The organism is Paracoccus sp. NBH48 (assembly GCF_015390265.1).
GTDB lineage: Bacteria > Pseudomonadota > Alphaproteobacteria > Rhodobacterales > Rhodobacteraceae > Paracoccus > Paracoccus marcusii.
Window position 1 is genome coordinate 558265 of sequence record NZ_VUOJ01000001.1, and the last position, 13061, is coordinate 571325.

At 66.7% G+C, this 13061-nt stretch carries 12 protein-coding genes; 9 read left to right on the top strand and 3 right to left on the bottom strand.

Annotated elements, in window-relative coordinates:
• Positions 1–2: 2 nt before the first annotated feature.
• The 6 genes from F1642_RS02755 (at position 3) to cysE (ending at position 7394) form a co-directional block, all read left to right on the top strand.
• Complete coding sequence (locus F1642_RS02755) at positions 3–635, top strand: DUF2460 domain-containing protein (protein ID WP_194885395.1); 633 nt, start codon at positions 3–5, stop codon at positions 633–635.
• A complete protein-coding gene (locus F1642_RS02760; protein ID WP_194885396.1) occupies positions 632–1465 on the top strand; it encodes a DUF2163 domain-containing protein in 834 nt (277 codons plus the stop codon). The genes F1642_RS02755 and F1642_RS02760 overlap by 4 nt, the downstream gene beginning before the upstream one ends.
• Entirely contained in the window at positions 1458–1883 is a 426-nt protein-coding gene (locus F1642_RS02765; protein WP_127898344.1) for an NlpC/P60 family protein, read from the top strand. The genes F1642_RS02760 and F1642_RS02765 overlap by 8 nt, the downstream gene beginning before the upstream one ends.
• A 24-nt stretch (positions 1884–1907) precedes the next feature.
• Positions 1908–5789: a glycoside hydrolase/phage tail family protein gene (locus F1642_RS02770; RefSeq protein ID WP_194885397.1), complete on the top strand. Its 3882-nt coding sequence runs from the start codon at positions 1908–1910 to the stop codon at positions 5787–5789.
• On the top strand, positions 5779–6489 hold the full coding sequence (locus tag F1642_RS02775) for a DUF2793 domain-containing protein (protein ID WP_045999343.1): 711 nt from the start codon (positions 5779–5781) through the stop codon (positions 6487–6489). The genes F1642_RS02770 and F1642_RS02775 overlap by 11 nt, the downstream gene beginning before the upstream one ends.
• 77 nt (positions 6490–6566) lie before the next feature.
• Positions 6567–7394 carry a serine O-acetyltransferase gene (gene cysE, locus F1642_RS02780; RefSeq protein WP_045999342.1) on the top strand — a complete coding sequence of 276 codons (828 nt, stop codon included), beginning with the start codon at positions 6567–6569 and terminating at the stop codon, positions 7392–7394.
• Between the two features lie 2 nt (positions 7395–7396).
• On the opposite strand, the gene F1642_RS02785 is transcribed toward cysE, so the two are convergent.
• Together F1642_RS02785 and F1642_RS02790 are read right to left on the bottom strand one after the other, a co-directional pair.
• Positions 7397–8449: a quinone-dependent dihydroorotate dehydrogenase gene (locus F1642_RS02785; RefSeq protein WP_139597532.1), complete on the bottom strand. Its 1053-nt coding sequence runs from the start codon at positions 8447–8449 to the stop codon at positions 7397–7399.
• On the bottom strand, positions 8446–8781 hold the full coding sequence (locus F1642_RS02790) for a DUF952 domain-containing protein (protein WP_139597533.1): 336 nt from the start codon (positions 8779–8781) through the stop codon (positions 8446–8448). Before F1642_RS02790 ends, F1642_RS02785 begins: the two co-directional genes overlap by 4 nt.
• Positions 8782–8922: 141 nt before the next feature.
• On the opposite strand from F1642_RS02790, the gene F1642_RS02795 reads away from it, so the two are divergent.
• The 3 genes from F1642_RS02795 to F1642_RS02805 all read left to right on the top strand — a co-directional run bounded on the left by F1642_RS02795 (position 8923) and on the right by F1642_RS02805 (position 12589).
• The gene (locus F1642_RS02795) at positions 8923–10524 is read left to right on the top strand and encodes a bifunctional UDP-sugar hydrolase/5'-nucleotidase (RefSeq protein ID WP_139597534.1); all 1602 of its coding nucleotides are present in this window, start codon (positions 8923–8925) and stop codon (positions 10522–10524) included.
• An 89-nt stretch (positions 10525–10613) separates the two neighbouring features.
• Positions 10614–11207, top strand: a complete 594-nt coding sequence (locus F1642_RS02800) for a nicotinate-nucleotide adenylyltransferase (protein ID WP_194885398.1) — start codon at positions 10614–10616, stop codon at positions 11205–11207.
• Complete coding sequence (locus tag F1642_RS02805; RefSeq protein WP_139597536.1) at positions 11204–12589, top strand: D-alanyl-D-alanine carboxypeptidase/D-alanyl-D-alanine-endopeptidase; 1386 nt, start codon at positions 11204–11206, stop codon at positions 12587–12589. The genes F1642_RS02800 and F1642_RS02805 overlap by 4 nt, the downstream gene beginning before the upstream one ends.
• Here the strand turns inward: F1642_RS02805 and F1642_RS02810 are convergent.
• Entirely contained in the window at positions 12586–13008 is a 423-nt protein-coding gene (locus F1642_RS02810; RefSeq protein ID WP_045999336.1) for a tellurite resistance TerB family protein, read from the bottom strand. The genes F1642_RS02805 and F1642_RS02810 overlap by 4 nt on opposite strands.
• Positions 13009–13061 lie beyond the last annotated feature (53 nt).

A 13061-nucleotide genomic window follows, 5' to 3' on the forward strand; every position in this document is an offset into this window, starting at 1 on the left:
AAATGGCGTTTCACGACGTAAGATTTCCGACGAACCTGTCCTTTGGCGCCATCGGCGGTCCCGAGCGGCGCACCGAGATCGTGGCGCTGGCCAGCGGGTTCGAGGAGCGCAACACACCCTGGACGCATGCGCTTCGCCGCTTTGACGCGGGCATGGGCCTTAGATCGTTGGACGACCTGTCGGAGGTCATCGCCTTTTTCGAGGCGCGTGCGGGGCAGCTGCACGGGTTTCGGTGGAAGGATTGGTCCGACTACAAGAGTTGTCTGCCGTCAGCGGCCCCGGCATTCGGCGATCAGGTGATCGCGGTCGGGGACGGGCAAACGCGAGTCTTTCCGTTGTCGAAGGCCTATCGATCCGGGGCGACGGTCTATCGTCGGCCCGTGACAAAGCCGGTCCAGGGTTCCGTGCGCGCCGGGATCGGGGGGGCAGAGGTGTTCGTCGGCATCAACTATGCCGTGGACCATGTTGCCGGGCGCATCATCTTTGACGAGGCCCCAGAGGCAGGCGCGGACATCTCTGCCGGGTTCGAATTCGACGTTCCGGTGCGCTTCGACACGGACCGGATCGCGGTATCCGTCGCCTCGTTCCAGGCCGGGCAGGTTCCCGACATTCCGGTCGTGGAGGTTCGGATATGACGACGACGACAGTTGCACGCGCTTGGTCGGTGCGTCGAGCGGATGGTCTAACGCTTGGCTTTACCGATCATGACCAGCGGCTGGTCTTTGGCGGGGTGACCTTTCGCCCTGACCGCGGCCTGACCGCGCGGGCGCTGGTTCAGGGAACCGGCCTGTCGGTCGACAACTCCGAGGCGGTCGGGGCGCTCAACGATGATGCGATCACCGAGCGCGATCTGGTGGCCGGTCGGTGGGACCAGGCGGAACTGCGCATGTGGGAGGTCGACTGGAGCGATGTCGCCCGTCGCAAACTGGTGTTTCGCGGGTCTCTGGGCGAGGTCTCGCGTGCGAACGGGGCCTTCCGGGCCGAGCTTCGCGGCCTGTCAGAGGCGCTGAACGCGCCGCAGGGGCGCGTCTATCATCCCCGGTGCAGCGCGCGCCTTGGCGATGGAGCGTGCAGGGTCGACCTGAGCGCGGAAAGCCTGAGCGTGCTGCGCCAAGTGCAGGTTATGGACGAGGGACGCGTCTTCACGTTCACCGCATTTCCGGCCTTTGACGCGGCCTGGTTCGATCATGGTCGGCTGGAGGTTCTGTCCGGAGCGGCGCAAGGTCTGCATGGTGCGATCAAGAACGACACTGCACGCCCCGGTGGCCAGAGGATTATCGAGCTGTGGTCCAGTCTGGGCATCCTGCCCGCCACCGGCGACCAGATCCGGCTGACGGCAGGATGCGACAAGGCTGCGGACACGTGCCGGCTGAAGTTTCGCAATCAATTGAACTTTCGCGGGTTTCCGCATCTGCCGTCCGAGGATTGGCTGATGGCGCCTCAGGCAGGACGCCGGAATGGATAGCCCGGTCGTCGATGCCGCCCGGCTGTGGCTGGGCACGCCTTATGTCCATCAGGCCAGCGTCCGGGGCAGTGGCTCCGATTGCCTCGGGCTGATCCGCGGCGTCTGGCGCGACCTGTATGGGGCGGAGCCTGAGGCGCCCCCGGCCTATACCGCCGATTGGGCCGAATGCGGCAGCACCGAAGTGCTGCTGTCCGCAGCCATGCGGCACCTGCGTCCGGTCGATGATGCGGACTGGCAACCAGGGCAGGTGCTGTTGTTTCGGATGCGGCAGGGCGCCATCGCCAAGCACTTGGGCATCCTGTCGGCCGCGGGCGATGCCCCGCGGTTTCTGCATGCCTATACCGGCCACGGTGTCATCGACAGTCCGCTGACACCCCCGTGGCAATCCAGGATCGTGGCGCGGTTCCGCTTTCCCTGACCAATTCGAACGAAGGAGGCCCTTATGGCCACGATTGTCCTGTCTGCCGTGGGTGCGTCGCTTGGCGGAGGTTTCGGGGGGGCGGTCCTTGGGCTGTCGGGTGCCGTTCTGGGCCGTGCAGCAGGAGCCGTCCTAGGTCGTGCCATCGATCAGCGCCTGCTGGGCGGTGGGGCGAAGGCCGTCGAGACGGGCCGGATCGACCGCCTTCGCATCCAGACAGCCGGAGAGGGCATGGCCATCCCCCGGATCTGGGGACAGATGCGCCTGCCTGGGCATGTCATCTGGGCATCCGACCTTGAAGAGGTCACGCGGTCCGAGAATGCGAGTGGTGGAAAGGGCGCGCCCAGCACCCAGGTGACCCAGATCAGCTATCGTCTGTCTGTCGCATTGGCGTTGGCCGAAGGTCCGATCCTGTCGGTGGGCCGGGTCTGGGCCGATGGCGAGGAGATTGCACAGGCGGATCTGAACATGCGGATCTATCGTGGTGGCGAGGCGCAGATGCCGGACCCCGTGATCGCCGCCATCGAAGGCGACGCGGCCCCTGCCTATCGCGGCACTGCCTATGTCGCATTGGAGAACCTGAGCCTAGAGCGGTGGGGCAACCGCATGCCGCAGCTTAGCTTTGAGGTGACATGCCCGGCACGTGACGGCAGCGGCCTGTCGCGCGACGTCCGGGCCGTCGCTCTGATCCCCGGCACGGGGGAGTATTCGCTGGCCACGACGCCTGTGACCGAAAGCGGTGACTTGGGCGAAAGCCGCAGCTTCAACACGAACACGCCGATGGGCGGGACCGACTTTCGCGCATCGCTGGATGTCTTAGGGCGCGAACTGCCGAATGTGGGTTCGGTGTCGTTGATCGTGTCTTGGTTCGGCAGCGATCTGCGCATTGGTCAGTGCCGCGTGCAGCCCAAGGTCGAATACCGTCAGGTCGACGGGGCGGAGATGCCCTGGCGCGTTGGTGGCATCGGCCGTGCGGATGCGGCCGAGGTCGCGCGCAAGGATGGACGTCCGATCTATGGCGGCACGCCGTCTGACCGCTCGGTGATTGAGGGGCTCCGGGCGCTGTCGGCGTCGGGGCGCAAGGCGATCTTCTATCCGTTCATCTTGATGGAGCAACTGGGCGGCAACGGATTGACCGACCCTTACGGCGCGACCGAGCAGCCTGCCATGCCCTGGCGCGGCCGCATCACGACCAGCGTGGCCCCCGGCCGGACCGGCACCACCGACGGCACGTCGGCCGCCGTCGATCAGGTGGCCGCGTTCTTCGGATCGGCTGCTCCGACCGATTTTGCGCGCATCGGTGAGACCGTCACCTATTCCGGTCCGGCCGAATGGTCGTACCGGCGGTTCATTTTGCACTATGCCCATGTCTGCGCAGCGGCGGGCGGTATCGATGCCTTTCTGATCGGGTCCGAGATGGTCGCGATGACCCAGATCCGCGGTCCGGGAAACACCTATCCCGCTGTGGCGGCCCTGCGCCGCCTGGCTGCGGACGTCCGCGGCATCCTTGGGCCGAACGTCAAGATCGGCTATGCCAGCGACTGGTCAGAATATTTCGGCCATCACCCCGGAAACGGAGAGCTGTTCTTTCATCTGGACCCGCTGTGGGCTGATCCGAACATCGATTTCATCGGCATCGACAACTATATGCCGCTGTCCGACTGGCGCGATGGCGACGACCATCTGGATGCGTCCTGGGGTCGGATCGACAATATCGACTATCTGCGCGCCAATGTCGCAGGAGGAGAGGGGTACGATTGGTTCTATGCCAGCGACGCCGACCGTCTGGCGCAGAACCGCACGCCCATCACCGACGGTGCCTATGACGAGGCTTGGGTCTGGCGTTACAAGGACCTGACGGGCTGGTGGCAGAACCTGCACTACAACCGCCCCGGTGGTGTGCGGCAGAGAGAAGCGACCGCATGGGTGCCCGGGTCGAAGCCGATCTGGTTCACCGAGTTCGGCTGCGCCGCCCTAGACAAGGCGACGAACCAGCCGAACAAGTTCCTGGACGCGATGTCGTCCGAGAGCATGCTGCCGCATTTCTCCAACGGTACGCGGAACGATGCGATTCAGGCCGCCTATGTCGAGGCGACGATGGCGCATTGGCGCGACCCGGCCAACAACCCGGTCAATGCCGATGGCATGCGGATGCTGGACGTGGACCGCGCGCACGTCTGGTGTTGGGACGCGCGGCCCTATCCGGCCTTTCCGGGGCGTGGTGATCTGTGGTCGGACGGTCCTGCGTGGGATCGCGGACACTGGCTGAACGGGCGTGCGGGCGCCGTCACGCTGCGCGCGGTGGTCACGGACATCTGCAAGGGTGCGGGTGTGACGGCCGTTGATGTGTCGAGAATATCAGGCGTGGTGCGGGGCTATGCCCTGCAGGGTTCCGAATCCGGGCGGGCGGCATTGCAGCCCCTGATGCTGGCACATGGGTTTGACGCGGTAGAGCGCGACGGCGTGCTGAAGTTCGTCTCGCGTGACGGACTGGCACGCGCGCAGATCGGACCTGATGACCTGGCCATCACCGGCGACGTGACCGGGTTCGAGACCGTCCGTCAGATGGAATCCGCGAACATCGGTCAGCTACGCCTGAGCCATGTCGCGGCAGGGGGCGACTATGCGGTCGCGACGGCCGAGGCCAGCCTGACGGATATCGACCGTCGCGCCGTGTCCGAAAGCGAACTGGCCATGGTGCTGACCCGCCCTGAAGGGCGCGCCATCACCGACCGCTGGATCGCCGAGGCCGAGGTGGCGCGCGATACGGCACGGTTCGCGCTTTCGCCATCACGTGCGGATCTTGGCCCTGGCGACGTTGTCGTGACGCATATGCCGGGGCAGGAGAGCCGCCGCTGGCGGATCGACCGGGTCGAGCGTGCGGGCGCCATCACGGTCGATGCCGTTAGGGTCGATCCCGGCCTCTACACGCCGCGTCTGGCGCATCAGGATCAGGGCGGTATCGGCCGGTATCTGCCGCCGATGCCCGTGTTCCCGGTGTTCATGGACCTGCCCCTGCTGCGGGGCGACGAGGTTCCGCATGCCCCGTGGCTGGCGGTCGCGGCCCATCCCTGGCCGGGATCGGTCGCGGTCTATGGCTCCGTCGAGGCCGAGGGCGGGTTCGACCTGAACCTGATGCTGCAACGCCGCGCCCTGATCGGTCGGACGCTGACGCCATTGGGGCGTGCAAGCCCGGGCCTGATCGACCGGGGCGAACCGCTGCGTCTGCGGATGCTTCGCGATCCGTTGCGGTCCGTGAACGAACGCGCGTTGCTGTCGGGTGCGAACGCGATGGCGATCGGGGACGGCAGCCTGACCCGATGGGAGATCGTCCAGTTCGCGAACGCAGAGCTGGTGGCACCGGACACCTGGCAGATCAGCCGCCGCCTGCGTGGGCAGGCCGGCACGGATGCGATCATGCCGGATGTCTGGCCTGCTGGCAGTCTGGTCGTGCTGCTGGATGGCGGCCCCCGCCAGGTCGACCTGCCACCCTCCACTCGCGGCCAGGAGCGGTTCTGGCGGGTGGGTCCGGCCCTGCGGGCGCCGGACGACGCCAGCTACCGCAGCCGTACGACGGTCGCGCCGGGGATCGGGCTGCGGCCCTATGCGCCCTGCCACCTGCGCAAACAGGGCAATGACATCACCTGGATCAGGCGCAGCCGGATCGAGGGTGATGGCTGGGACGGCGCCGACGTTCCGCTTGGCGAGGAATCGGAACGCTATCTGTTGCGCCTGATCCAGGCGGGGCAAATCGTCGCCGAGACGCAGACGCAGACCCCGTCATGGACCATCCCCGCGGCGGTCCGCGACCAGTTGCAGCCCGGACAGGTCACGATCGAGGTGGCTCAATTGTCGCAGACCTTCGGGCGCGGCCCCTTTGCAAGGAGAGACTTCAATGCCCAGTGAAACCGCGCGCCTTCAGATGGCCCTGTTGCAGCCCGCGCAGGCCCAGAAGCACGTCACCGTCAACGAGGCGCTGATGCGGCTGGACGGCATGGTGAACCTTGTATTGCAGAGCGTGTCGACGCAGACGCCCCCGGCAACGGTTCTGGATGGCCAGTGCTGGGGCGTTCCCGCGGCGCCCACGGGGGCATGGGTGGGGCAGACGGGGCGCATCGCCGTGGGATCGAACGGCGGGTGGGTCTTTCTGCCGCCGTCCCGCGGCATGCGCTGTTTCGTCGCCGACAGGGGGGTGGAGGCCATCCATGACGGCACTGCCTGGATCGTCGGCGCGATGAGCATGGGAAGCCGCGGGTCGGGCCTGGTCACCGGGATGGCCGAGGGCGAGGTCATTCTGGGCACGGGCAGCAGCACGGTGACCGGGGTCTTCATCCCGGCGGGTGCGCTGGTGATCGGAGCTGTCGGACGGGTCACGGCCACTCTGACCGGTTCGCTGACCGGCTGGCGTCTTGGTACGGCGGGGGCGTTGAACCGCTTCGGTCAGGGCCTTGGCAAGCAGCAGGATTCATGGGCAAGGGGGATGCTTGGTTCGCCCATGGCCTATTACCAGGCCGATCCGCTGATCGTCACGGCCGAGGGCGGCACGTTCACGGGCGGGCGCATCTCTCTGGCGGTGCATTGGCTGGAAATGCGGCTGCCGAACTGATCGACCGGGCCCGCCCGTCTTTTCCCGGACCGCATTCTGTCCTATGTAGGAGGTCTGACAGACCGGGCGGGCCCAAGATGAACATGCTGCACACCGAAAAGACACCGCTGTCCCTGGACCGTGATGCGATCTGGGCGCAGCTGCGCGACGAGGGGCGGGCGGCAGCCGCTGCCGAGCCGCTGTTGGGCGCGCTGATCCATGCGGGGCTTTTGCATCACAAGAGCCTTGAGGCAGCACTGGCCTATCGTCTTTCGCTGAAGCTGGCATCGGGAGAGATGAGCGAACAGATCCTGCGCGAGATCGCCGATCACGCCTATGCCAATGCCCCCGAACTGGGAGACGCCGCGCGGGCCGACTTGATGGCGGTCTATGACCGCGATCCGGCGACGCATCGGCTGATCCAGCCGCTGCTGTTCTTCAAGGGGTTCCAGGCGCTTCAGGCCTATCGGATGGCGCATTGGCTGTGGCAGCAGGATCGCAAGGATCTGTCGTACTTCGTCCAGATGCGGTGTTCGGAATGCTTTGGGGTGGACATCCATCCCGCAGCGCGCATTGGCACGGGCATCATGATGGATCACGCCCATTCGATCGTCATAGGTGAAACGGCGACCGTCGGCAACGACGTGTCGATGCTGCATTCCGTGACGCTTGGAGGGACCGGCAAGGAGGATGGCGACCGTCATCCTAAGATCGGCGACGGCGTGCTGATCGGCGCGGGCGCGAAGGTTCTGGGCAACATCCGCGTCGGGCACCATTCGCGGATCGCGGCCGGGTCGGTCGTGCTGCACGAGGTCCCGTCCTGCAAGACCGTCGCGGGCGTCCCCGCCCGCGTCATTGGCGACGCAGGTTGCCCCGAACCATCGCACAGCATGAACCAGCTGCTGGGCGCCGACGACTACGGCTAGGGTCAGTCGGCGCTGGCGCTGCCTCTCAACTCGTCGAGGGTGATGCGCTGGCGGGTCAGCCGGTCGTCCAGCGCCTCTGCCAGGCGAGGCGCAATCGACAGTCCCTGATAGATCATGGCCGAATAGATCTGCACCGCCGTAGCGCCGGCCCGCAGCTTCTCCCAAACATCGTCGACGCTGGTGATACCGCCGACGCCGACAAGCGGCACAGCGCCTTTCGTTTCACGATACAACAGGGCAAGGACGCGGGTCGACCGGGCGAACAGGGGTCGACCGGAAAGTCCGCCTGCCTGTCCGGCATGCGGTCTGGTGATGCCGTCACGCGACAGCGTCGTGTTCGTGGCGATGATGCCGTCCAGTTTGGCATTCATGGCGACCGACGCGACCTGCGCGATTTCAGTGTCGGTCAGATCCGGGGCGATCTTGACGAAAACCGGCACGCGCCTTGCCAGGCCGTCCCGCGCGGTCAGCACCCGGTCCAGCAGGGCAGAAAGCGCCTCTGCCCCCTGCAGGTCGCGCAGTCGTTCCGTGTTCGGCGACGAGACGTTGACGGTCACGAAATCCGCTGATTGTCCCGCGACGCGTAGGACCTGGGCAAAGTCCTCGGCCCGGTCCGTGCTGTCCTTGTTGGCGCCCAGGTTCAATCCGACCGGCACGCCCGTGGGACGTGCCGCCAGGCGCCGGCCGATCACGTCCGCACCTTCGTTGTTGAAGCCGAACCGGTTGATGATGGCTTGTTGTTCTGTCAGTCGGAACAGGCGCGGTTTGGGATTGCCCGGTTGTGGGCGCGGGGTGGCGGCCCCGACCTCCAGAAAGCCGAAGCCGGACCGCATCAGAGGGGCAATGACGCGCGCGTTCTTGTCGTATCCCGCGGCAAGGCCAATCGGGTTGGGCAACGTCATTCCCGCCAGAGACACCTGCAACCTGTCGGATGTCACGGCTCGTCCATGCAGCGGCACCACACCGCGTGCCAGCGCCGCGATCGACAGGTCGTGCGCCCGTTCGGGGTCAATGCGGTGCAGCGCGGCAAGTCCCAGCTTTTCGACCACGCTCATGGCGCGATCCCCGTGTCGTGACCCGCGTCGGTCAGGCCAATGGGTCGCGACCATTGCACATCCGCCAGCGTCAATGCCCGGTACAGATGCGGGAACAGCGCCCCGCCGCGCGACGGCTCCCACCGTAGATCAGGCGCCAGGGCGTCCGGATCGCAGGACAGCAGGATCAGCCCGTCCTCATTCGCAAAATGCTTGGACAATGTCACCGACAGCTGCTGGGCCGTCGAGAAGTGGATGTAGCCGTCGGCCAGATCGACGGGCGCCCCGAGGGTGCGGCCGTCCTGCTGCATCTGGGCCCATTCGGCCGCGCGAAATACTTTGAAGATCTGCATGGCGGCATTTGCCTCCGCCCGGGGCTGCGGGTCAAGACGTCATCGGCCTCCATGCTGCCTAGGGACCTGAAGGTTTGACCCGCCCCGTCGGCTGCGCCAAGCTGCCGGGGCCAACCAACAGGGCCACATAGGGAATCAGGGATGACACGACGCCTTCTTGCCGCCGCATCCGCCATCGCGCTGTTCGCAGGAACCGCGCAGGCCGAAACCGTTCTGCACATTCTTCACACGAATGACGTCCACAGCCGGATTGAGCCGATCAGTGACCGCGACAGCACATGTGATGCGGAACAGACCGCCGCGGGCGAATGCTTTGGCGGGATGGCCCGCATCGCCACCAAGATCAAGGAACTGCGCGACCGGATCACGACCGAGGGCGGGAACGTCATCGTGCTGGATGCGGGCGATCAGTACCAGGGGTCGCTGTTCTACACGACCTACAAGGGCACCGAGGTGGTCGAGTTCATGAACGCCATCGGCTATGACGCGATGGCGGTCGGCAACCATGAGTTCGACGACGGACCCGAGGGTCTGGCGGTACTGACCGACGGCGTCGACTTTCCGGTCCTGTCAAGCAACATCGACGTTTCCCAGTCGAACGTGCTGGCCGACAAGGTCGCCAAGCACACCATCCTGGAGGTCGGCGACCAGAAGATCGGCATCGTCTCGGCCTTGGCCATGGACACGCCTGAAACGGCGTCGCCCGGGCCCAATGTCATCTTTCAGGATGACGCCGACAGCCTTGCTGCGGCAGCGGCGGAACTGGCCGATCAGGGCGTCGACAAGGTCATCGCCCTGACCCATGTCGGCTATCTGCGCGATCTGGAACTGGCAGCCGAGGTGCCGGGGATCGATGCGGTCATCGGTGGCCACTCTCACACCCTGCTGGGTGACATGGAGGGCGCGACGGCGGCCTATCCCACCATGGTGGACGGGGCAGACGGCGCGCAGGTGCCGGTGGCGCAGGTCTATGCCTATGGCAAGTATCTTGGCCATCTCACGCTGACCTTCGATGATGCGGGCGTTCTGACGTCGGTCGAGGGCGAGCCCATTCTGCTGGACGCCTCGGTTCCCGAGGACGAGGCGATCGCCGCCCGCGTGGCCGAGATGGCCGAACCCATTGCCGCGCTGCGCGAGGAGGTGGTGGCCAGCACATCGGCGCCGATCAACGGCGACCGGGACGTCTGTCGTGCGCGGGAATGCGAGATGGGCAATCTTGTGGCCGACGCCATGCTGGACCGCGTGGCGGATCAGGGCGTGACCATTGCCATCCAGAACGGTGGCGGACTGCGCGCGTCGATCGACGAAGGCGAGGTGACGATGGGCGAGGTCTATACCGTCCTGCCGTTCCAGAACGTCCTGGCGACCTTTCAGCTGACCGGTGCCGATGTCGTCGCCGCACTGGAGAACGGCGCCAGCCAGTACGAGGAGGCCGCAGGCCGTTTCGCGCAGGTGGCGGGACTGAAATACACCGTCGATCCTGCTGCTGAATCGGGCGCGCGCATCAGCGAGGTGATGGTGCAGCACGATGGCGAATGGGTGCCCATCGATCCTGCGGCGACCTATGGCGTCGCCACCAACAACTACATGCGCGGGGGCGGCGACGGGTACGAGGTCTTCGCGAAGGGCGGCCAGAACGCCTATGATTTCGGACCCGATCTGGCCGAAGTGGTGGCGGATTATCTGGGCGCGCGTCAGGAGGGCTATGCCCCCTATGTCGATGGCCGCATCACCGTGAAATGACGCCAAGGGGTGCCGGGCCGTGGGTCTGGCACCCGCTTTTTGCGGTCCGCGTGCTTGGCGCGGGCGCCGCCTTGCGCTAATCGAGCCGGATGCGAACGGGCTTTCCCCTCGCGCGGCCAGGCCAGCGCATCGGCATTCTGGGCGGGTCCTTCGATCCGGCCCATCAGGGGCACCTGCTGATCAGCCAGGTCGCCCTGTGCAGGCTGGGTCTTGACCGGGTCTGGTGGCTGGTCTCTCCCGGAAACCCGCTCAAGGCGCACGGCCCCGCGCCGTTGGCGACGCGCATGGCCGCCGCCCGTGCCACCGCCCGCGATCCCCGCATCCTTGTCACCGACATCGAGGCCAGGCTTGGCCTGCGCAAGACGGCGGATACCCTGCACGCGCTTGCGCGGCTTTATCCGGGGGTGCGGTTCGTCTGGCTGATGGGGTCCGACAACATGGTGCAGTTCCACCATTGGGACCGCTGGCGCGCAATCGCCGACCAGGTGCCGATTGCCGTGATGGCCCGGCCCGGATCGCGGCTGGCGGCGCGTCATGCCGTTGCGGCCAGCATCCTGCGTCGCGCGCGCCTGCCGGAAGCGCGGGCCGCTTTGCTGGCACAGGCACGGCCGCCGGCCTGGGTGCTTTTGAACCTGCCGATGTCGGGCCTGTCCTCAACCGAACTGCGGAAAGGGCTGCGATGACGCTGAACCGACGCCGGATGCTGACCATGATTGCGGCCGCGACCCTGGCCCCCGGTACCCTATCCGCGCAAGGGCTGGACCTGCGCCCCCGGCCGCGACCCGTTCCGGAACCCGGTGATCTTGTCGCGCGGTCCGGCCTGCCCGGGCGGGTGGCCTTTGCGTTGACCGACGGGACCGAACCGCTGGCCCTGCGCCAGGCGGGGGCGTTGCTGGCGCCGGCCAGCACGATGAAGGCGATCACCGCGCTTTATGCGCTGGACCGGCTTGGCCCGGCCCATCGGTTCCGCACGCGGGTGATCAGGGCAGGGGACACGCTGATCCTGGCGGGCGGCGGCGACCCGGTGCTGACCACCGATGACCTGGCGCGTCTGGCCGACGATCTTGCCGGGCTGAAGACGCCAAGCCCTGCGCGCTTTGCGGTCTGGGGCGGCGCCTTGCCCGGCATCGCCGAAATCGCCCCCGAACAGGACGATCATCTGCCTTACAACCCCGCCATCTCGGGGCTGATGCTGAACTTCAACCGTGTCCATCTGGGCTGGACCCGCGTGGGCGTCGACCATCAGATCAGTGTCGAGGCGCGGGCGGCCGACAATTCCCCCCGCGCCTATACCGTCACCGCGATGCCGGGCGACCAGGCCGACCTGTTCACCTATCGCCACGATCTGGAACGCGAATATTGGACCGTATCCCGCGCCGCGATGGGTCGAACGGGCAGCCGGTGGCTGCCGGTGCGCCTGCCCGAACTTTATACGGCGGACGTGTTCCAGACGTTGTGCCGCGCCCGCGGGCTGGTCCTGCCCGCGCCCGACGTCATCGACCGCCTGCCAGCGGGCCAGGACATCGCGCATCATGACAGTCCCCCGGTCGAGGCGCTGGTCCGCGACATGCTGGAATATTCCACGAACCTGACGGCCGAGGCGCTTGGGCTGCATGCCAGCGGTGCGCCCGATCTGGTGCGGTCGGGACAGGCGATGCGCGGCTGGCTGGACGGGCTGGGGCAGGGGATGCGGCTGGCCGATCATTCGGGCCTGTCGGATGCCAGCCGGATCAGCCCCTATGCGATGACGCGCGTGCTGGCGGGGCCGGGGCGCGATCTGCTGTTGTCGCGCCTGATGCGGCGCAATCCGCTGGCCGACGACGACCACCCGGTCAACGCGCCGGTCGCGGCCAAGACCGGGACGCTGAACTTCGTGTCGAACCTGGCCGGATACGTCACCGGGCCGTCGGGAACCGAAGGCGTGTTCACCATCTTCTGCGCCGATGCCGAGCGTCGCCGAGCCGCCATCGGAGAGGAGCTGCCCGCAGGGGTCAGCACCTGGACCCGGCAGGCCAAGGCGCTGCAGGCCGATCTGCTGAACAGTTTCGCGGGTCGCCTGGCCTAGACGGTCATGTGGCGCACGCGGGCCGACAGCTCGATCGCGGCGGCGTGCAGGCGGCTGATGTTCAACTGGTCGCGGATCTCGGCCAGCATCATGACCTCGCCCTCGTACAGGCGGCCGTCGGCGGCGCCCACGTCGCAGGCCAGCGCATAGGCCGTCTCATAGAGCTTTTCGGGCAGCGCGTCGCGGATCAAGCCGAACAGCGCGTCCACGCCGTCCTCTTCGTCGAACAGCGTCATCACGGTCTGGCTGATCGGCCGGATGCGGTCGTCGTCATAGGCCGCAAAGACCGGCGCATGGTCGACCATCCGCTGGATCGCCACCAGTTCGGACGTGCGGATGGTGCTGTCCGAGCAGGACACCGCCACCATCACCGCGACAAGCGCATCGCAGGGGGACAGGGAAGGCAGGTCGATGGTCATGGCACACTCCGCTTCGTTCGGGTGCAAATTATTGACGATCTGCGGCGCTTTCA